Origin of the sequence: Paraburkholderia sp. DHOC27, from assembly GCF_003429005.1 — a bacterium.
In the GTDB taxonomy this organism is placed as follows: domain Bacteria; phylum Pseudomonadota; class Gammaproteobacteria; order Burkholderiales; family Burkholderiaceae; genus Paraburkholderia.
In genome coordinates, this window is sequence record NZ_QVQV01000001.1 from 911460 (window position 1) to 931814 (window position 20355).

The window sequence follows — 20355 nt, forward strand, 5'->3', positions numbered from 1 at the left end:
TCAGATTCGCGTTGTCGGAAGCAGCATGCTGCTTTGCCGACATTCTTTCGCTCTGCTGATTGAGTTTTCCTGAACAGAAGCGGAACGGGAAATCGAATCGGGCAAGCAAGGTCGGCGGCCGCGATTATGGCACGTCACGCATCCTGAAAAAGCTCGGAAACCTGGATGCCGCGCGCGCAGGCTGCTGCGCTTCAGCAAGCCCCGCGCTGCGCCGTGCGCTCAGCCAGTACACCACGTCTGCCACATGTCCCGATACGCCGCCTCCATGCTTTGCGCAAAGCGCGCCCCATCCATCAGCGGCGATTGTTCCATGCGCTGCCGCAAGACACTGCGCAACTGCGCGAGACGCGAGCGGTCCATTGCCAGTTCGACGGCGATCCGCACAAACGCTGCGTCCGAATCCGCCGCCAGCTCGCGCATGCCCAGATTCACGAGCTGACTCAGGCCGCCGCGTCCCACCGCGGTCTCGCCGACGCGTGTCACCACGGGCACGCCCATCCAGAACGAGTCGAGACTCGTGGTGTGACCGTTGTACGGAAACGTGTCGAGGCCGAGGTCGATCTGATGATAGGTGCGCAGATAATCGGCGCGCGGCTGAAACGGCACGAAGCCGACGCGCTGCGGATCGATGCCTTGCCGTTCCATGCGTTGGGCAAGATGACGGTGCGCGGTGCCGGCCGGCGCCATCAGCAGCAGACGGGAACCCGTGACTTCGCGCAGCACCGCGCTCCACATGGCAAGCGTGCGGTCGGTCAGCTTGCACGGATTGTTAAGGCATCCGAACGTTATTTGCTCTGTGGTGAGTACAGGCAATGCGTTGACGGTGGGCACGTCGGTCAACGGGTCGTAGCACCAGAACGAATCCGCGAGGCGCACGGAGCGTTCGGTGTAGTGAGCGTCGCGGGCGTCGGGTTCAGGGGCAACGGGATCGAGTTGCGCATCGGTCAGCCGGTAATCTATCGCCTCGATGCCGGTCGTGCCCGGATACGCGAGCCACGCCACCTGTACCGGCGCCGGCTTGCGGGCAAACAGCAGGGGGCGGCCATCGGCCATATGCATGGCCAGATCGACCAGAATGTCGATACCGTCCGCGCGAATCTGCTGCGCGAGCCGTTCGTCGTCCAGGGCACGCACGTCACGCCATACATCGGCGTATCCGGCCAGCCGCTGCGTCAGTGCATCAGGGCGCTCCACGCTCGCATAGCAGTAAATTTCGAAGTGCGCGTGATCGTGATGCGAAAACAGCGGCACGGTAAAGAGCGACTGGCAATGCTCGCGAAAATCCGCTCCCACATAGCCAATGCGCAAGCGCCGGTTCGAAGTTCGATCATTCGTATGCGGCAGACGCGCAGCGCGTAGCGGCGCTTCGTGCTGTGCCGACCAGTTGCGGCATTCGGCGAGCACGGCGTCGCCACGCTCAGCCTGGAACGTCAGCGCATAAGCCAGGTTGCTGTGCGCGACCACGTTGCGCGGATCGGCTTGAATCGCCTGACGATAATGAAGCATGCCCTCGTCGAGCGCGCCGCAATCCTTGAGGAGGTTGCCGAGGTTGTTGTGCGAGGCTGAATGCTGCGCGTCGATGGCGAGCGCGGCCCGGAAGTGCGCCTCGGCGTCAGCGGTTTTGCGCAATGCGCGCATCAGATTGCCCGCGTTGTTGTGGGCGGCGATGAAAGCGGGGCGCGCCTGGATCGCGGCGTCGAATGCCTGCGCGGCCGCCTGGTATTCGCCCAGTTCCTTGCAGACGTTGCCGAGGTTGTTATAGGCGTCGGCGTGTTGCGGGTCGAGCGCAATGGCGGCGCGATACTGCCTATGCGCTTCGCTGCGCCGACCGAGCGCGGCCAGCGCATTGCCGAAGTTGTAAGCGGCTTCGGGGAAGTGCGGCTCGCGTTCGAGGGTGCGTGCGAGCCAGGTTGCCGCTTCGTCGAAGCGGCGCGCTTCATACAGCGCAACCCCTAAATTAAGCAGACAGCTCGGCATATCCGGCGCTACCGTCACGGCCTGGGTCAGCAAGTCGATGGCGGCGTTTCTCGCGCCGCTGGCCAGCAACAGGGTGCCGAGATTGGTGAGCGCGCTGGCGTGCTGCGGGTCCGTGTCCAGCACGCGCCGGTAAGCGTCCTGGGCGAGCGTGGCTTCGCCCAGTTGCCGGTGACAGTTGCCGAGGTTGTTCAACGCGTCGATCTGCGTGGGGTCAAGCGCCGCCGCCGATGTGTAGGCCGCCGCTGCGGCACGCAGATCGCCGCTCGCCTGCAAGGCGCTGCCGAGTGCGAACCAAAGGTCAGCAGAGGTGGAGTCGAAGGCCAGCAGCGTGCGATACGCCGCGATGGCGTCGTCGAAGCGTTGCATCGCCGCCAGCACCTGGCCGCGCGCAAACGCGTAGCGGCTCGTCTGCGGGGCGAGCGCGATGGCGCGGTCGAGCCAGGTGAGCGCGTCGTCATAAGCGGCGCATTGCAGACCGAGGACGCCGAGGCGAAACATCACATCGGCATTCGCGGGCTCGTCGGCGAGGACGACTTCATAGAGCGTGCGTGCGCCCGCGAGGTCGCCTGCGAGATGCCGTTCTTTTGCCAACGCCAGACTCGAATCGGTCCGCATCGAGGTTGTGCCTTTGTTCCTGAGAGTCGAATTCCGGGCAGACGGTGCGTGGTGCGGCGGCTTGCTTCGATGGCGTCACATGGTCGGCTTGACGCGGCGCGGGAACGGCTCAAGGGAGGCGGGGCGCAGGTTGCGACGTGACAGATCGGGGCAAGCCGGCGCGCAGCGCGGGCTCACGCTGCGCGCGCGGCCCGAGCCTGCAGAAGTCCGCTCGACTGAGCGTGATAACGGCAGATTCCCTACCAGGCTTTACTGGGAATTACCCAAACTCACCGGCTTTCACTGGAAATTACGGCGGTGTAATGCCGCGCGTCAGGGCACGGGCTGTTGCATGGGCGGTTGTGCGGCAGGCTGTGAAGCCGCCGGCTCCCCCGCAGCAGACGATGATTCGCCGGGCTGGACGACGTGCGTTTGCGCGCCGGAAGGCGCGAGCGTCGCCGTGCTGGTCGCCGCGTCTTGAGGCGCACCGGCGGGCGGCTGCACAGCGGGCGCGGAATCAACCGGCGCTGAGCCAGATGGCACGTTTTCCGGCTGCACCTGCACCTGATCGGGCGTCGTGCCAGCGGGCGGTGTTTCAACCGGCATCGCCGTCCCCGGTGCGGACGATTCGAGCGGCGGCTCCCCTGAAGGCGCGTTGCCCACCGGCGTGCCATCCGCTGCGACCACGCCAGTTGGCGCGGCATCGGCGGGCACGGCCACCGCTGGTTCGCCATCGGGCGCCACGCCGTCCGCCACCGCTTGTGCGACCACTTCTGGCGTGGGCTTCGGCTCGTAAGCCTTGTCACCCGAAGCCGCAATGATCCGGTGCACCAGCCGCAGCTTCTCGACCACGGGCGCCGCGAGCGTGAACGGATAACCGTCGGGCATGCCAAGACTGCGGTTCAGGCTGTTGAGCGCGTAAGTCAGCGGAAACCAGCGCTTCATCAGGTTATCGAAGCTGGCGTCCTCCACCGGTGTCTGGTCGTTGAGCGTCGGCTCGCTCGGATCGGAAGGCAGCAAGGCCACGCCGTAAGACGTGGCGGTGTCCAGCACATCCACGATCAAAAGGTAATGCGCCCACGTCTCGGCCCAGTCTTCCCACGGATGCATGGTCGCGTAGGCGCTGATGTACGACTGCTGCCAGTCGGCGGGCGCGCCGTTGCGATAGTAGGCGTCGAGCGCCGCGCCGTAGTCGACGGTCTCGTCGCCGAACAGCGCACGAAATGCCTCTAGCCACGATGTCCCCGCAACCAGCCGGTCGAAGTAGTAATGCCCGGTTTCATGGCGGAAATGCCCCAGCAAGGTCCGGTAGGGCTCGCCCATCGCGGTGCGGGTGCGTTCGCGGTAGGCGTCGTCGGCTTCCGCGATGTTCAGCGTGATCAAGCCGTTGTCGTGGCCAGTCATGACGTGCTGGCCGTTACCGCCATCTTCGAGAAACTCGAATTCGAGGCCGTCCTGAGGATTTTGCTGGCGCGACTGCACCTGCACACCCAACTCCGCCAGCGTGTACAGCAAGCGCCGCTTGGCGATTTCCAGCCGGTACCAGTAGAGCCGGTTATCCGGCGCGGTGAGATTGGGGATCACGCGCGTCAACTGACAGGAGCGGCACAGCGTGTCCGGCTGGTCGTCGGGAATCATCCAGTTGCAGACGTTTTCGACCGCGTAATTGTGGCATTGCCGGTAGAGCGCGCCATTGGCCTCCGGGTGGAGACTGCGCCATTTGCCGTCGCCGGCATCCTCGAAGGCGCTGATCTCGACTAGCTCAGGCACGTAGCCCAGCAAGGACTGGCAGCGCTCGCACTGGACGTTTTCGAAGAACACGAGATGCGCGCAATGGTTGCAGTGGAACGTTTTCATGTCTTTGAAACCTGCGAGAAGGAAAGCGGAGAGTAGGAGATAACAGTAGAGAACGAAGTGCCCACGCAGGGCCGCAAACTTCATGCCGCGATTGCCAGACGTCACTGCTTTAACGCACAGTACGTGCATGATGGGGCACGCGTGATGCGCCGCTTTGGTGCGCACGCCGATAAAGCGAGTCACAAGAAGTCACAAGCAGTGATCCGGCAAGTTTTTCTTCTAACGGCATGAAGCTTGCTTTTTTGGCGGGCTGCCACCCTTCGCCCAGGAGTTCGGTGTGTCGATACGTGTCGCGTTGAACCATGTCACCCATTACCGTTACGACCGTCTCGTCGGGCTCTCGCCCCAGGTCGTGCGGCTTCGTCCCGCGCCACATTGCCGTACCCCGATCCTCTCGTACTCCATGCGGGTCGAGCCGGCCGAGCACTTCATCAACTGGCAGCAGGACGCCTTCGCCAACTATCAGGCGCGGCTGGTGTTTCCCGAGAAGACCCGCGAGTTCAAGATCACGGTGGATCTGGTGGCCGAGATGGCCGTCTACAACCCGTTCGACTTTTTCCTCGAACCGTCCGCCGAAAAATTCCCCTTCGAGTATGCGCCCGGCCTCGCGCTCGAACTCGCGCCGTACCTCGTCAAACGCGAGATGACGCCGCGTTTTGCCGAGTTCGTGGCGAGCATCGACCGTACGCCGAAGGCCACCGCGGATTTCCTCGTCGCCCTCAACCAGCGTCTGCAGAAGGACATCCGCTATCTGATCCGGATGGAGCCTGGCGTGCAGACGCCGGAAGAAACGCTGACCAACGCGTCGGGTTCCTGCCGCGATTCCGGCTGGCTGCTGGTGGAAACGCTGCGGCAACTGGGGCTGGCGGCGCGCTTCGTGTCGGGCTACCTGCTGCAACTGGCGCCGGATACGCGTTCGCTCGACGGTCCGAGCGGCACCGAAGTCGACTTCACCGATCTGCACGCCTGGTGCGAGGTGTACCTGCCGGGCGCGGGCTGGATCGGCCTCGACCCGACCTCGGGCCTGCTGGCGGGCGAGGGGCATATCCCGGTGGCCTGCACGCCTGAACCGGGTAGCGCCGCGCCGATCTCGGGCGCGGTCGACGAATCCGAGGTCGAGTTCGAGCACCTGATGACCATCGAACGCGTGCTCGAAACGCCACGCGTCACCAAGCCGTACACCGAGGCAGTCTGGGGCGACGTGCTGAAGATGGGCGCGGAAGTCGACGCGCACCTGAACGACATGGACGTGCGCCTGACGATGGGCGGCGAGCCGACCTTCGTCGCCGTGCGTGACCGCGACGCCGCCGAGTGGAGCACCGACGCGCTGGGGCCGACCAAGCGCAGCTATGCGGTGGCGCTGATGGACAAACTGCGCGCACGCTACGGCGCGAATGGCTTCCTGCATATCGGCCAGGGCAAGTGGTATCCGGGCGAGCAGTTGCCACGCTGGGCGCTCTCCCTGTTCTGGCGCGCGGACGGCGAGGCGTGCTGGCACGACCCGTCTCGCTTCGGCGATGAGCGCGACCCCGGCACCTACACGGCGGACGACGCGAAGCGCTTCCTCACGCATCTGACCGAAAAGCTCGCGCTCGATACGAAGTTCATCCAGGCGGGCTACGAGGACACCTGGTATTACCTCTGGCGCGAGCGGCGTCTGCCGGTCAACGTCGATCCGTTCGAGTCGCGGCTTGACGACGAGATGGAGCGCGTGCGCTTGCGGCGCGTGTATGACGCGGGCCTCGCGGCGGTGACGGGCTATGTGCTGCCACTGTCACGCGAACGCGATCTGCCGATGCAGGGGCCGCGCTGGGTCACGGGCCCGTGGTATTTCCGTGGCGAGCGCATGTATCTGATTCCCGGCGACTCGCCAATGGGCTACCGGTTGCCGCTCGATGCGCTGCCGTGGGTATCGGAGACGGAGTATCCGTACCAGCACGCGCACGATCCGTTTGCGCCGCCCGTGCCGCTGCGTAGCGCGGCGCAGTTACGCATGCAATATGAGGGGCGTGGGATTGGGGGTGGTGGGGATGGCGCCGGTGGTGCGGGTGGTGTCGCAACCGGCGGTACAGTTGGCGTGGGTCACGCAGGTGGCGCAGGCAGCGCCGCGGCTTACGCAGGCCCCGGCGGAACCGGCACCGCCCCAGGCACCACAGGCGACGCGGCCTCATCCATCACCCGCGTCCCCGGTCGCGGCGAATCGGCCAGCTGGATCACGCGCACGGCGCTGTGCGTCGAAGCACGCGACCCGGCGCGCGCCGCCGGTCCGAAGGTGGAAACGGCCGCCTTTGGCAGCGATCGCAAGATGCTGCACGTCTTCATGCCGCCGCTCACCGAACTCGACGACTATCTGGACCTGCTCGCCGCCATCGAGGCAACCGCGACCGAGCTGGACATGAAGGTCGTGATCGAAGGCTATCCGCCGCCGCGCGATCAGCGTCTGAAGATGCTGCAGGTGACGCCCGATCCGGGCGTGATCGAAGTGAACATTCATCCGGCGTCGAGCTGGGAGCAACTGGTCGACCACACGGAGTATCTGTACCAGTCGGCGCACGAAACCTATCTGAGCACCGAAAAGTTCATGACCGACGGGCGCCACACCGGCACCGGCGGCGGCAACCACTTCGTGCTCGGCGGTGCCACGCCGGCCGACAGTCCGTTTTTGCGCCGCCCCGATCTGCTGGCGAGCCTCGTCGCGTACTGGCTCAACCATCCGTCGCTGTCGTATCTGTTCTCGGGGCTGTTCATCGGACCGACCAGCCAGGCACCGCGCGTCGACGAGGCGCGCAACGATCAGGTCTACGAACTAGAAGTGGCGTTCCGCGAACTGCAACGGCAGATCGATCTGCTGGGCGGACGCGAGGGCGGCCAGTTGCCGGCATGGATGATCGACCGGTCGCTGCGCAACATCCTTATCGACGTCACCGGCAATACGCACCGCGCCGAGTTCTGTATCGACAAGCTGTATTCGCCCGACGGTCCCACCGGACGACTCGGCCTGCTCGAGTTGCGCGGCTTCGAAATGCCGCCGCACGCGCGCATGAGTCTCGCCCAGCAACTGCTGTTGCGCGCACTGGTGGCGCGTTTCTGGAAGACGCCGTACACCACCCGCCTCACGCGCTGGGACACCGAACTGCACGACCGTTTCATGCTCGGCACCTTCGTGCAGATGGATTTCGACGACGTACTCACCGAACTGTCCGAGGCCGGTTATGCGTTCGACCGCGCCTGGTTCGCGCCGCATTTCGAATTCCGCTTCCCGCTGGTGGGCGAAATGGCCACCAACGGCGTCACGTTGACTATCCGCAGCGCGCTCGAACCCTGGCACGTGATGGGCGAGGAGGGCGCGCCGGGTGGCACGGTGCGTTACGTGGATTCGTCGGTGGAGCGGCTCGAAGTGCGGGTGCTGGGGCTCAACGACAATCGGCACGTGGTGACGGTGAACGGCATGGCCTTGCCGTTGCAGCCCACCGGCCGCGTCAGCGAGCATGTCGCAGGCGTGCGCTTCCGTGCATGGTCGCAGCCGTCGGCGCTGCATCCCACCATTGGTGTCGATGCGCCGCTCACTTTCGACATCGTGGATACATGGACCGGGCGTTCCATAGGCGGATGCCAGTATCATGTGGCTCATCCGGGCGGGCGCAATTACCAGACCTTCCCGGTCAACGCGTACGAGGCCGAGAGCCGGCGGCGCGCGCGCTTCTTCACGATTGGTCATACACCCGGACCGCTCGCGGTAGATGCGCCGCAACGCAGCCTGGAATTCCCGTTCACGTTGGATCTACGCTACTGGTGAGCCCGAAGAACAATTAACCCGACACGACCTTGGCCTTTCAATCGACTTTTCCCTTCGAGGCGACCGCGACCCATGCGGATGCGCTGTCGCTCCTGCGGGTGCTGCCGGTCCGCGAGGGGCACTGGGACGAGTTGCTCGACGCGTCCGGGTCGTTGCGCGAGCCGTGGCGGCAGTTTTTCGAGCGGCTAGGCGACGACGGCATTGCGCGTCTCGAACAGAACGCGGCTTCAATCGCGCAGCAGATCCGCGATAACGACATCAGCTACAACGTCTACGCGGATAACGGCGAGCCACGGCCGTGGGCGCTCGATCTGCTGCCGCTTCTGATCGACGAGTCCGAGTGGGCCGAGATCGAGCGTGGCGTGATCCAGCGCGCGCAGTTGCTCAACGCGGTGGTCGCGGATGTCTACGGGCCGCAAACTCTCCTGCAACGCGGGCAATTGCCGCCCGCGCTGGTGTTCGGGCATCCTGGCTATCTGAGGCCGGTGAAGGGCTTCGTGCCGCCGGGCGGCCAATATCTGCAGGTCGTCGCGGTGGATCTGGCGCGTGCACCGAACGGCGGCTGGACCGTGATGTCGCATCGCACGGAAGCGCCGTCCGGACTCGGCTACGCGCTGGAAAACCGGCTGATCGTGTCGAGCCAGTTTGCCGAGCCGTTTCGCGCGCTCCACGTGAGCCGCCTCGCGCCCACCTATTCGCAACTCATCGCCACACTCGTGCAATCGGCGCGCGCCGCGATGCGCGAGGACGAGGCCGACCGTTCGCCGCATATCGCGCTGCTCACGCCTGGGCCCTTCAGCGAAACCTACTTCGAGCATGTGTTTCTGGCGCGCTACCTGGGCGTGACGCTGGTCGAGGGCAAAGACCTCACGGTGCGCGACGACATGCTGTATCTGAAGACGCTGGCCGGTCTGGAGCGCGTGCATGTGGTGCTGCGGCGCCTCGATGACGCGTTCTGCGATCCCGTCGAACTGCGCGCGGATTCGAGCATCGGTGTGCCGGGTTTGTTGCAGGTGATGCGGGCAGGCAACGTGATCGTCTCCAACGTGCCGGGCTCGGGGTTTGTCGAATCGCCCGCACTGCATGGCTTTTTACCGGGCATCGCCGAGGCGCTGCTCGACGAAGATCTGGTGTTGCCGAGCGTGCCCACATGGTGGTGCGGCGAAGATGCAGCGCGCGAACATGCGTTTCGACGTCTGGACGAAGCGTTGCTCGTGCCCACCTGGCCGACACCTGAGCGCGACGGCGCGCCCGGTCTCGAACAAGGCATCCAGCCGCTCGATGCATGGCGCGAGCGGATCGAGGCGTTCCCGGACAACTTCACGATCCAGATGCCGTTGCCGTATGCCTGCGCACCGCGTTACGAACACGGCACGCTGGGGCGCCGTCCCTCGGTGCTGCGCGTTTACGCAATCGCGGATTTCAACGGCGGCTGGCATGTGATGCCGGGCGGCTTCACGCGGCTGGCGGCGGAACGGCAGGCCACGGTGTCGATGCAGTTCGGCGGCAGCAGTGTGGACACCTGGGTGCTGTCGAGCCAGCCCATCTCCACTTTCACGCTGCTGCCTTCGCCGATGCAACCCGGCGATCTGGCGCGCAAACATCGTACGGTGTCGAGCCGCGCGGCGGAAAATCTCTTCTGGGCCGGACGTTATAGCGAACGCGCGGAAAACAACGTGCGGCTGTTGCGCTTCATTCTCGGATCACTGGAGAGTAACGACGCAGACGCGATGTTCGAAACGCTGGTCGAACTGGCGCTGTACTGCGGGCTCATCCAGGCCGGCGACGTGCGCCGCGGCGATTCGCAGCGTTCGTTCGAACGGGCGCTGGTGGCGAATCTGCACGAATCCACGGGCGCGGCCAGCATCGGCCAGGTGCTCGCGGCGCAGGCGCGCGCCAGCGGCGAGATTCGCGGGCGCCTGTCGAACGATCATTGGCGCACGATTCTCGCCGCGCGCAACGACTTCCGCGATGCACTGCAACGCTTGATGCCGGCGGTGGGCTCTGCATCCGAGGCGAGCGGCGTAAATGGCGAAGGCGGCATGAATGGCGCGCACGGTACGGGCGCTTCCGCCAATGCAGCGGGCAACTCCACCACTAACGCAACACAAGCCAGCACGCGCTACGACCGTTACGATCGCGTCACGCTGATGGACGCGCTCGAACATCTGGCCACGCAGTTGTCTGCGATTAGCGGCGCGCAGGGCGACCGCATGACGCGCGACGAAGCGTGGCGGCTGCTGTTCGCGGGGCGCCACATCGAGCGGGTGGCGGCCATGACCGCGTTTCTGCGTGTGGTGGCCGACAAAGGGCAACTCGCGACGCCTGCCGGGTTCGACCTGCTGCTGCAATTGTTCGACAGTACGCTGACGTATCGCTCGCTGTATCCGGGACGTATCGAAGTGCCCGCGCTGCTCGATCTGCTGGTGGTCGAGCCGACCAATCCGCGAGGACTTTACGGCGTGTACGAGCGCCTGTGCGGCAAGCTCGACGAGATTTCCATTGCGGCGGGTGGTCCACGGCACCGTTCGTTCATTGATCTGATGCCGCCGCCGGATACGCTGCCGCCGCTCGAACGTCTGTGCGAAACCAGCGAAGACGGCGCATACACCACACTCATCGAAGTGTGCGATGAACTGGGCGCTTTCGTTGGCGCGGCCGGCAACGAGGTCAGCGCGCGTTACTTCAGTCATGCCAACACGGTTGCTTCGCGGGTGTCGTCATGAAAAGCGCGCATACGGTGCTCTCCGTTTCGCATCGCACCACCTACCGCTATTCGACGTACGTTGAAACCGCCCAGCATCTGGCGACCATCCGGCCGCTTGCATGCCCGTGGCAGCGCGTGATCTCGCACGAGGAGACGGTCGAGCCGACGCCTTCGTACATGCATAGCCGCACCGACGCGTTTGGCAACGACGTGCTGTATTTCACGCTCGACGCGCCGCACGAACGCCTGCAACTGGTCAGCGAAACGACCGTGCAATTGACGCCGCGCTGGACCGAACTCGATCCGGAAACCACACCTGCGTGGGAAACGGTGGCCGAAGCGCTGCGTTTTCGTGTGGGCGGCGAATTCCGTGCGGAGGCCGAGTTTTGCTTTGCTTCACCCAACGTCACATTGCGGCCCGCGTTACGTGCTTACGCGCTGCCGAGTTTTGCGCCCGGCACGCCGATTGCCGCTGGCGCGATTGATCTGATGCATCGCATTTACCGCGACTTCGACTACAAGCCATCGGCGACGATGTTCGATACGCCCGCCGAGCGCGCCTTCGAGTTGAAGAGCGGTGTCTGTCAGGACTTCGCGCAGGTGATGATCGGTTGCCTGCGTTCACTCGGCTTGCCGGCACGCTATGTCAGCGGCTATCTGCGCAACGATCCGCCGCCGGGCCAGCCGAGACTGATCGGTGCGGACGCGTCGCACGCGTGGGTTTCGGTGTTTTGCCCGGAAAACGGCTGGATCGATCTTGACCCCACCAATGACGTGCTCGCCGATATGGACCACGTGACGCTCGCCATTGGCCGCGATTACAGCGACGTTTCCCTGCTGCGCGGCATGATTCTGGGCGGCGGCGCGCATCGGGTTGAAGTGGGGGTAACGGTTCTCGCCTTGTAATGAAGTGCATGCACCGTCAGCCGCTTCTTGACTCTGTGCGTACGCACATATAGACTGTGAAACATGAACGGTCCCACTTCTTACGACGAATGCAACTGTTTCGCGCTGCGTCAGGCGGCGCGTTACGTCACGCAGATCTACGAGCGCCATCTGGGCGAAATCGGGCTCACTGCGGCGCAATTCACGATCATGGCAAAGCTCGCCCGCGCCAAGACGCCGGCCACGATGGTCGAAATGGCGGACGCTATGGTGATGGAACGCACCACGCTCGTACGCGCACTCAAACCGCTGCAGCGTGATGGGCTGGTCGAGAGCGAAGCATCGGAGCATGACGGCCGTACCTATCTGTTCAGTCTGTCGGAAAGCGGCAAGCGCGTTTTCACGCAAGCTGCCGTGGCGTGGCGCAATGCGCAGGCGGAGTTCGAAGGCAAGTTTGGTCATGCGCGCGCCAAGGCGCTGCGCAAGGAATTGTTTGGTCTGACTGCTGAATAAAAATCCAGGCAAGTTGGTGAGCGGCGGTTGCATCAGGCAGGGCGCTCGCATCGAGACGTAATCGAACACCGATCGAAGTACATGAAGCAGCACATGCAGCAGCACAATCGCGGCTGTTTTTTTGGCGAGAAGAGTGTGTATGCACTTAAGCGAATTTCCCGACACCCCAGATGTGTTTCCCGATGACGATTGCTTCGCGATTCGTCAGGCGGCGCGCTACGTTTCGCAGCTTTATGACCGTCATCTCGCGGAGGTGGGTTTGACCATCACGCAGTACTCCATCTTGCGGCGCATCAGGAACAACCCGCAGATGACCATGAAGCAACTGGTCAAGGCAACCCTGCTCAAGCGGACCACGTTGGTGCGCACGGTGCAGCCGTTGCAGCGCGATGGTCTTGTCAGCAGCCGCAGCCTGCCGGCGCAGGGGCGGGAGCGGATATTGAGCCTGACGCCGGATGGCGAGGCGAGACTCGCTGCCGCCGGGAGGCATTGGCATGCGGCGCAGGAAGAGTTCGAGCAGCGTTTCGGCGCGGACCGGTCGGCATTGCTGCGGCGCGAGTTGCTGGACATCGTGAGGGCCCCGGCAGGAGAGCCGATGAATGAGCCTGCGGAATAAGGTGGGAAATAAGTCGCGAATCAAGCCACAAAACAAGTCGCGAAGCTGGCTGCGAACTTAGCCACCGAACCATAAAAATTTTTGCTTAGAGCAGGCGTGTCGAACACGCCTTTTTTCAACGCCATTTTGTGCATACGCACACAAAATCATGTCCACATCTCCATCGTCTCTCGCACCACCCAGCGCCGCCGGCCTCGCCAAACCTGCCCGCCGCATTCCGTGGATGCTCCTCGCGGTGATCGTCGTACTGGTGGTGCTGGCCGCGGCGTTGTCGTACTGGTTCTTCGCCGGACGCTTCCTCGAAAGCACGGACGACGCCTACGTGGGTGGCGATGTCACGGTGATGGCGCCGAAAGTGAACGGCTTCGTCACCGACGTGCTGGTGCGCGACAACCAGCGCGTGAAGGTGGGGCAGGTGCTGATCCGGCTCGACACGCGCGATTACGACGCGCGCCTTGCCCAGGCGAGTGCCGACACGCGCAGTGCCGAGGCGGCCGTCACGGAGTTGCAGGCCAGAAAATCGCTGCAGCTGGCCACCATCAGCGAGCACGCGGCCGAAGTGAAATCGTCGAGCGCCGAACTGACACGCAGCGCCGCGGATCAGACGCGTTACCGCGAACTGGTGAAAGACGAAGCCGTGTCGAACCAGGCCGTGGAACGCGCCGATGCGGATATGCAGAAGGCGCGTGCCGCCGTGGATCAAAGTGGCGCCGCCTTGCTCGCCGCGCAACGCGAGATTTCCGTGCTGGATGCGCAGATCGGCGCGGCGCAGGCTCGCGTGGCAACCGCGCAGGCGGCCCAGCGCGTGGCGGAACTGAATGTGGAGTACACCACGATCCGCTCGCCGGTAGATGGTTATATCGGCAACCGCACCGCGCGCGTGGGACTGCTCGCCAATGTCGGGACGTCGTTGCTCACCGTGGTGCCTTCGTCCGGCTTGTGGGTAGATGCGAACTTCAAGGAAGATCAGCTAAAGCATATGCAGGTGGGCGATTCGGTGGACGTGTCCCTCGATGCGTCGAGCCGCTCGCTGCATGGCGTCGTGGATAGCCTCGCGCCCGCCACCGGCGCCACCTTCAGCGTATTGCCGGCGGAAAACGCCACCGGCAACTTCACGAAGATCGTGCAGCGCGTGCCGGTGCGCATTCGACTCGACGTGCCGAAAGATATGGAAGGCGTGCTGCGGCCGGGCCTCTCGGCGACGGTGAAAGTCCATCTCGACTCCGGCAACACGCCGGCGCATTCCTGAGTCACGCGGATCACGCATGAACTCCGCTAAAAGCGCCACGGCGCACCCTCCGTCGAACCCCCCGTCGAACCCGGCCGATCAGCCCATCCGCACCCGCGCGTTTGCGTTTGCGCTGATGTGCCTCGGCTTTTTCATGGCCACGCTGGATATCCAGATCGTCGCGTCTTCGCTGCGCGATATTGGCGGCGGCTTGTCGGCGAGCCAGGACGAACTCTCGTGGGTCCAGACCTCGTATCTGATCGCCGAGATTCTGGTGATTCCCATGTCCGGCTGGCTCACGCGCGTTTTCTCGACGCGCTGGCTGTTCGCTTTCTCCGCGCTGGGCTTCACGATTACCAGCATGCTGTGCGGCCTCGCCTGGGACATCAATTCGATGATCCTGTTTCGCGGCTTGCAGGGGGCGCTCGGCGCCGCGATGATACCCACGGTATTCACGACCGCGTTCGTGTTGTTTCCCGGCAAGCAGCGCCTGATTGCATCGACCACGATTGGCGCGCTCGCGTCGCTCGCGCCCACCATCGGTCCCGTGATCGGTGGCTGGATCACTTCGCAATGGTCGTGGCACTGGCTGTTCTACCTCAACCTCGTGCCCGGCGTGTTCGTCACGCTGATGGTGCCGAAGTTCGTGCATATCGACGAAGTGGATCTCTCACTGCTCAAGAAAGGCGATTACCTGGGAATCCTCTTGATGTCGGGTTTCCTCGGGTGCCTCGAATACGTGCTCGAAGAAGGCCCGCGCAAGAACTGGTTTGGTGACGACGTCATCGTGCTATGCACCTGGATTTCAGCGATCTGCGGTTTCCTCTTTCTCGTGCATGCTTTTACGGCCAAGGAACCGATTGTCGATCTGCGCGCGCTGGCGGTTCGCAATTTCGGCATCGGCAGTCTGCTGTCGTTTATCACCGGCATTGGCCTCTTCTGCGCGGTGTATCTGACGCCGGTATTTCTCGCCCGCGTGCGCGGCTTCGATTCGCTGCAAATCGGTCTCGCGTTGCTGTCAGTGGGCTGTTTTCAGTTGCTGGCGCTCGCAGCGTATTCGACCCTCGCGCGCTTTCTCGACATGCGCTGGCTGATGGTGTTCGGGCTCGTGTGTTTTGGGCTCGGTTGTTATCTGTATGTGCCGCTCACCAATCAATGGGGCTGGCAGGAATTGCTGTTGCCGCAAGCCTTGCGTGGCATCGGCCAGCAATTCTGCGTGCCGCCCATCGTGACGATGGCGCTCGGTTCGTTACCGCCATCGCGGCTGCGTTCGGCGAGCGGACTGTTCAACCTGATGCGCAACCTGGGCGGCGCGATTGGCATTGCCGTCAGCAGCACCATGCTCAATGACCGGCTGAATCTGCATTACGAACGCCTTGACGAGCACGTCACGACGGGGCGCCCCGTGATCGAGGCGCTGCTTCAGCAACAGAGCGCGCGCCTCGCCGAAGCAGGCGGCGACGCGCTCAATGCAGCCAGTGCCGGGCTCGATACGCTGCACACGCTGTTGATGCGCGAGGCCCTCGTGCTGACCTTTTCCGACGCCTTTCTGGCGGTCGCGCTGTGCTTCGTGGTGGGCCTCGTCAGCGTGGCGTTCTCGCGCCCGTTTGGCAATACCGCGCCGCCGCCCGACGCTCATTGAGACGCTCATCGAGAACACCCAAAATGAAACCGATTGTGATGAAAGCCCTGGCGAGCGCTGCGTTGATGAGCCTCGCGGCCTGCGCGGTGCAGCCTGAAACGCACGCCGATCTTCCGCACGCTGTGCAGGCGGTGGCCCCGGATGCATGGAGTGTGACAGCGCCGCAGGACTCCGCGGATGCCACCGCATGGTGGGCGCAGTTCGGCGACCCGGTCATGCATGAACTGGTGGCCTCCGTGCTGAACGGCAACCTCGATGTGCAGGCGGCCGTGGAGCGCGTCAAGCAGGCGCAGCAGATCGTCATTCAGCAGCACGCGAATCTGCTGCCCGAACTGGACGCCAACGCAACGGCTTCGGACGAGCGCCTGAATGCGCCGCCGCCGCTCGGTTACGTGCGGCAGGCCGGTGTTGGCGTGGCGGCGAGCTGGACGCCGGATGTATTTGGCGGCGAGCGGCTGGCGGTGCTCGCAGCGCAGGCGCAGGAATCGGGTCGTGCAGGCGCGCTCGACGCATTACGGCTGGCGCTCGCCGCGAATACGGCAGCCGCGTATATCGACTTGCGCTGGGCGCAGTCGGAGTTGCAGATCCTCAATGACAACGAGCAGATCAGAAGCCACGCGCTGAAGCTGACGCAGGAACGGCTGCACTATGGGCTCTCCACGCAACTGGATGTGGCCCGCGCGCAGAATCAGTTGCAGGATTTGCAGGCGCAGATTCCGCGCGTGCAATCCAGTATCCAGCATCAGATGAGCCTGATTGCGGTGTATTCGGGTCGTACGCCGGAGAGTTTCGGCACCGAACTGCTGACGCAGACGCGGGCCATTCCGGTGCCCGCGCAAAGCGTGCCACAGGTGTTGCCGTCCGATGCGCTGCTGCGGCGGCCCGATGTGCGTACCGCGTATGCGGGTGTCGAGGAACGTGCTGCGCTGGTGGGCGTGTCGAAGTCGCAGCGTTATCCGCAGTTCAAGCTCAATCTCGCGGACGGCTTGCTGGCCTCGTCATATCTGGGGCTGCCAACGTTGACGGATAACCTCTTCAGCGCCGCGTTGAGCGCGACGAGTCCGATTTTCAACGCGGGCCGGATCACCGCGAATATCGACGAAAACGAGAGCAAGATGCGCGAAGCTCAGCTCAGTTTGCAGCAGACCATGTTGCAGGCGTTGAAGGAGGTGGAGGACAACCGCAGCGATCTGGTGAACGAGGCGGTGCAGGTGGATCGGCTGGGCGGCGCGCTCGATGCATCGGACCACGCGCTGCGTTTATCCACTGAGCTGTATAAGGACGGCGCGTCGAGTTTCCTCGATGTGCTAGCCGCGCAGGAAGCGTATCTGCGCGATTCGGAATCGCTGAATCAGGCGCGGCGCGAGCATGCGCTGGCGGCGGTGGCGCTGTACCGCTCGCTCGGCGGCGGTTGGGATGCGCCGGCGGAGGGCGCGGCGGCGAAGCTTGGGTGATCTTGCACGGCTGCAGCATCCGTTCCGGGAATTTTTGCTACATTCACACGAAACGATGTGCGCGCAGCCGGCGACACCGCCGGCATGCAACATCGCCACGGCGTGGCCGGATTACCAGAATCAACGGAAGAGACAACGATGCGAATTCTAGTCGTAGGTGCAGGTGCGGTAGGGGGCTACTTTGGCGGTCGCCTCGCCGCTGCGGGACGTGATGTGACTTTTCTGGTGCGGCCCGGACGCGCCGCGGAACTGCAAAGCGCCGGGCTCGTGATCAAGAGTGGGCGCGGCGACCTGACCTTGCGTGACGTGAAGACCGTGCAGGCCGAGGCGATCACGGAGCCCTTCGATCTGATCCTGCTGAGCTGCAAGGCCTACAGCCTGGACGATGCGATCGCTTCGTTTGCGCCCGCCGTTGGACCCAATACCACGATCCTGCCGTTGCTGAACGGCATGGGCCATATCGACGTGCTCGCGGAGAAATTCGGCGCGGCGCGCGTGCTGGGCGGTCTTTGCGTGATTGCCGCGACGCTCAACCGTGAACGTGAAATCGTGCATCTGAACGATGCCGCTTCATTGACGTTAGGCGAACTCGAAGGTGGCCTGTCGGAACGCGTGCAAGCCATCACCGAACAACTGACCGTGCCGGGTTTTCATGTTTCCGCCAGCGATGCCACGCTGCTGCGCATGTGGGAAAAGTGGGTGTTCCTCGCCACGCTGGCGGCGAGCACGTGTCTGTTCCGCGCTTCCGTGGGCGATATTCTCGGGGCGCCGGATGGCCGGCGCGTGATCGAGGCCATGCTGGGCGAATGCCGCGCCGTGGCGCAGCACAACGGCTTTACGATGGGCCCGGATTTCGACGCGCGCGCCAACCAGATGCTCTTTACGCCGTCGCCGCTCACGGCTTCGATGCTGCGTGACGTGGAAAACCACGCGCGCACGGAAGCCGATCACGTACTGGGCGATCTGCTTCAGCGTGGCGGTCCCGCGCAGCAACGCGACGCCGGGCTGTCGCTGTTGCGCCTCGCGTATAACCATCTGAAAGCCTACGAATTGCGCGAGGCACGTAGCGCGTAGAAGAAGCGGGACGGGCCTCGCAGTTTGCGAGGCTCACCTGGCTTGCCGCTGCTGCCGGATACCCTAAGTCGTGCAGTAGAATCGTCCAAACGCTGATTGATGACGGCATGCGCAATCCCTCGCGCGTGGCACCGGCGTTAGTGCGAAAGCTCACAGCGGTCGACACAGGAGAGGATGATGCCGAGTCCAACGGGGTCGGTGGTGGCATTGAGTTCCGCTTCGGCGACGACGTTCTCGATCGGCATCGTGTATCTCGGCTACTGGGGGATTCACGAAGCCGTGCCCTGGCGGTTTCTGGATGGCGTCGTGGTGGTGCTGGCGCTCGCCGGCTTTGCGTGCCTTGCGCTAGTACCGTGGACCGCCACGCGTCCGGTCGAAGTGGAAAGCAGTGATGACGGCGTGCGCGTCGCGCGGCGCCTGTTTCTGGGCGGCGTGATCGCGATCTGGCTGGCGCTCACCCTCTCGGTGTTTATCTGACGCACGGCGCTTGCGCGGCGCCTGCGCACGTTGATGCAGTCAACGCGGCGTGCGCAATTGAATAGTGATCCTGATTGCTACGCGGCAGGCTGCGTGCAAACGGATACCTGTTCGCAAGCACCTGTGGTCTAGAACAAGCGGGGTGTGCCGACCCAAACTACCAGCGATTCGCCGCGCGCGTTATTGGCCCAGCTATGCGGCACCGTCGATTCGTAGTGCGCACTATCACCTGCCTGCAGCGCGAAAGTCTTGCCCTCTAGCGTCAACGACACTTTTCCGCTAATCACGTAGAGAAATTCTTCACCCGCATGCGTGTTGACCTCGGAACGCTTCTGCCCCGGCGGCATTTTGACGAGAATGGCTTCGAGCTGACGGCCACCGGTCAGATTGGTCAGGCGCGCGAACAGGTTGGCTGAATCCGCAAAACCGAAAAACCTCAGTTGATTGCCACGGCTTACCGAGCGTTCCTCGCTGGGGGTATCGACGAAGTACTGCACGGTGACGCCCAGCGCGCTGGCGATACCGGCCAGCGAAGTCAACGACGGTGTGGCGAGACCACGCTCGACCTGCGACAGAAAGGGTTTGGAAATGCGTGCCGCGGTGGCCGTTTCATCGAGCGTGCGCTTCAGGCGCTGTCTAAGCGCGCGGATCTTGTTACCCAGCTCGAGTGCCGGATTTTTGTTTTCAGTTTTCGTAACCATAGCAGGATGAGTCAGCCCGTCAAAATATGTTTGATATTAGTAAACAAAATTTGATAGTCTTACAGACCATCAGGATAGCGAGAATTATTGGCCGGACCGGCGTTTTTTCCGTGACGACGCGCTATGTTGCCAGAAGCAAAATCCGCTTTCGTGATTTGCAGCGTAATGAAAGTGCTTAAACGCGCCACACACGCGCAATGAAGCGGGCGTTGCAGAAGCGAATAATGGATAAATCAGGCGCTCGATCAATAGATGCATGCGGGATTCATGGATGATATCGCGCGATACGTTTGGGCAGAATGCGCGATTTACGCTTAATGGGGTGGCATGCCTCAGTGAATTCCCTGAGTGACGAAGCGCGCTTTGCTCTGGAGAATCGCGGGCGCTTGCAGGTGGCCCCAGCTTTCGGTCCGCTTGCCGCGTGTCATCCCGCGTGCAGCGATCCTGTGCACGGATAGTCGAGCGGAGTGCCCCACCCGGCGCGCCGCGAACATGGAATGAACCTTGATCCCTATCGCTACGGCTGCTACGGCCACGGCTATGGCTACGGTTGCGGCTGCCACAGCCGTCACGTCCGCCATGCTTCGTTGTGCGGCTTCCCGGGCGGCTCCTCCGGCAGTCTTCCCCGCGGCTCCTTTGTGCGGCCCTCCGCACGCCCGATCAGCGGGACCGCCACGCAATGGTTCCGCCGCGCGCTGCGTCCCCGCTCGTTCCCCGCTTTTTTTGCCCCGCCGCCTGCGCGGTATAGCATGGCGGTTGGCGTGAGCTGACTACGAGCGCCGGCGTTCGACGTGGTCTCACAGCAGAGACGACGTATAGACGTTTTCACCCCTG

At 63.7% G+C, this 20355-nt stretch carries 12 protein-coding genes and 1 pseudogene; 10 read left to right on the forward strand and 3 right to left on the reverse strand.

Annotated features, from left to right (window positions below; genetic code table 11):
- Positions 1 to 219: 219 nt before the first annotated feature.
- Together D0B32_RS03985 and D0B32_RS03990 are read right to left on the reverse strand one after the other, a co-directional pair.
- The gene (locus tag D0B32_RS03985) at positions 220 to 2592 is read right to left on the reverse strand and encodes a tetratricopeptide repeat protein (RefSeq protein WP_117332357.1); all 2373 of its coding nucleotides are present in this window, start codon (positions 2590 to 2592) and stop codon (positions 220 to 222) included.
- Between the two features lie 774 nt (positions 2593 to 3366).
- Positions 3367 to 4428: pseudogene (locus tag D0B32_RS03990) on the reverse strand (putative zinc-binding metallopeptidase); the annotation flags it as partial.
- Between the two features lie 277 nt (positions 4429 to 4705).
- Between D0B32_RS03990 and D0B32_RS03995 the strand changes: the two are divergent.
- The 10 genes from D0B32_RS03995 to D0B32_RS04040 all read left to right on the forward strand — a co-directional run bounded on the left by D0B32_RS03995 (position 4706) and on the right by D0B32_RS04040 (position 18820).
- Positions 4706 to 8224 (forward strand): DUF2126 domain-containing protein, encoded by a 3519-nt coding sequence (locus D0B32_RS03995; protein ID WP_117332358.1) that lies wholly within the window; start codon positions 4706 to 4708, stop codon positions 8222 to 8224.
- A gap of 29 nt (positions 8225 to 8253) precedes the next feature.
- On the forward strand, positions 8254 to 10950 hold the full coding sequence (locus D0B32_RS04000) for a circularly permuted type 2 ATP-grasp protein (protein WP_117332359.1): 2697 nt from the start codon (positions 8254 to 8256) through the stop codon (positions 10948 to 10950).
- Positions 10947 to 11837, forward strand: coding sequence for a transglutaminase family protein (locus tag D0B32_RS04005; protein WP_117332360.1), 891 nt, complete (start codon positions 10947 to 10949; stop codon positions 11835 to 11837). The genes D0B32_RS04000 and D0B32_RS04005 overlap by 4 nt, the downstream gene beginning before the upstream one ends.
- Positions 11838 to 11900: 63 nt before the next feature.
- Complete coding sequence (locus D0B32_RS04010; protein WP_117332361.1) at positions 11901 to 12329, forward strand: MarR family winged helix-turn-helix transcriptional regulator; 429 nt, start codon at positions 11901 to 11903, stop codon at positions 12327 to 12329.
- Positions 12330 to 12468: 139 nt separating this feature from the next.
- A complete protein-coding gene (locus tag D0B32_RS04015; protein ID WP_117332362.1) occupies positions 12469 to 12945 on the forward strand; it encodes a MarR family winged helix-turn-helix transcriptional regulator in 477 nt (158 codons plus the stop codon).
- A gap of 148 nt (positions 12946 to 13093) precedes the next feature.
- Positions 13094 to 14194 (forward strand): HlyD family secretion protein, encoded by a 1101-nt coding sequence (locus D0B32_RS04020; protein WP_181969704.1) that lies wholly within the window; start codon positions 13094 to 13096, stop codon positions 14192 to 14194.
- Between the two features lie 16 nt (positions 14195 to 14210).
- Positions 14211 to 15815: a DHA2 family efflux MFS transporter permease subunit gene (locus D0B32_RS04025; protein ID WP_117332364.1), complete on the forward strand. Its 1605-nt coding sequence runs from the start codon at positions 14211 to 14213 to the stop codon at positions 15813 to 15815.
- Positions 15816 to 15838: 23 nt separating this feature from the next.
- Positions 15839 to 17269, forward strand: a complete 1431-nt coding sequence (locus D0B32_RS04030; protein ID WP_117332365.1) for an efflux transporter outer membrane subunit — start codon at positions 15839 to 15841, stop codon at positions 17267 to 17269.
- Positions 17270 to 17407: 138 nt separating this feature from the next.
- Positions 17408 to 18343, forward strand: a complete 936-nt coding sequence (gene panE, locus D0B32_RS04035) for a 2-dehydropantoate 2-reductase (RefSeq protein ID WP_117332366.1) — start codon at positions 17408 to 17410, stop codon at positions 18341 to 18343.
- Positions 18344 to 18520: 177 nt separating this feature from the next.
- Positions 18521 to 18820, forward strand: a complete 300-nt coding sequence (locus D0B32_RS04040) for a hypothetical protein (protein ID WP_117332367.1) — start codon at positions 18521 to 18523, stop codon at positions 18818 to 18820.
- A 128-nt stretch (positions 18821 to 18948) separates the two neighbouring features.
- On the opposite strand, the gene D0B32_RS04045 is transcribed toward D0B32_RS04040, so the two are convergent.
- Complete coding sequence (locus tag D0B32_RS04045) at positions 18949 to 19521, reverse strand: helix-turn-helix domain-containing protein (protein ID WP_117332368.1); 573 nt, start codon at positions 19519 to 19521, stop codon at positions 18949 to 18951.
- Positions 19522 to 20355 lie beyond the last annotated feature (834 nt).

Excerpts from the sequence above, each read along its gene's own strand:
- D0B32_RS03985 (WP_117332357.1), bottom strand. The coding sequence starts at position 2,592 with ATGCGGACCGATTCGAGTCTGGCGTTGGCAAAAGAACGGCATCTCGCA.
- D0B32_RS04005 (WP_117332360.1), top strand. The coding sequence starts at position 10,947 with ATGAAAAGCGCGCATACGGTGCTCTCCGTTTCGCATCGCACCACCTAC.
- D0B32_RS04010 (WP_117332361.1), top strand. The coding sequence starts at position 11,901 with ATGAACGGTCCCACTTCTTACGACGAATGCAACTGTTTCGCGCTGCGT.
- D0B32_RS04015 (WP_117332362.1), top strand. The coding sequence starts at position 12,469 with ATGCACTTAAGCGAATTTCCCGACACCCCAGATGTGTTTCCCGATGAC.
- D0B32_RS04020 (WP_181969704.1), top strand. The coding sequence starts at position 13,094 with ATGTCCACATCTCCATCGTCTCTCGCACCACCCAGCGCCGCCGGCCTC.
- D0B32_RS04025 (WP_117332364.1), top strand. The coding sequence starts at position 14,211 with ATGAACTCCGCTAAAAGCGCCACGGCGCACCCTCCGTCGAACCCCCCG.
- D0B32_RS04030 (WP_117332365.1), top strand. The coding sequence starts at position 15,839 with ATGAAACCGATTGTGATGAAAGCCCTGGCGAGCGCTGCGTTGATGAGC.
- panE (WP_117332366.1), top strand. The coding sequence starts at position 17,408 with ATGCGAATTCTAGTCGTAGGTGCAGGTGCGGTAGGGGGCTACTTTGGC.
- D0B32_RS04040 (WP_117332367.1), top strand. The coding sequence starts at position 18,521 with ATGCCGAGTCCAACGGGGTCGGTGGTGGCATTGAGTTCCGCTTCGGCG.
- D0B32_RS04045 (WP_117332368.1), bottom strand. The coding sequence starts at position 19,521 with ATGGTTACGAAAACTGAAAACAAAAATCCGGCACTCGAGCTGGGTAAC.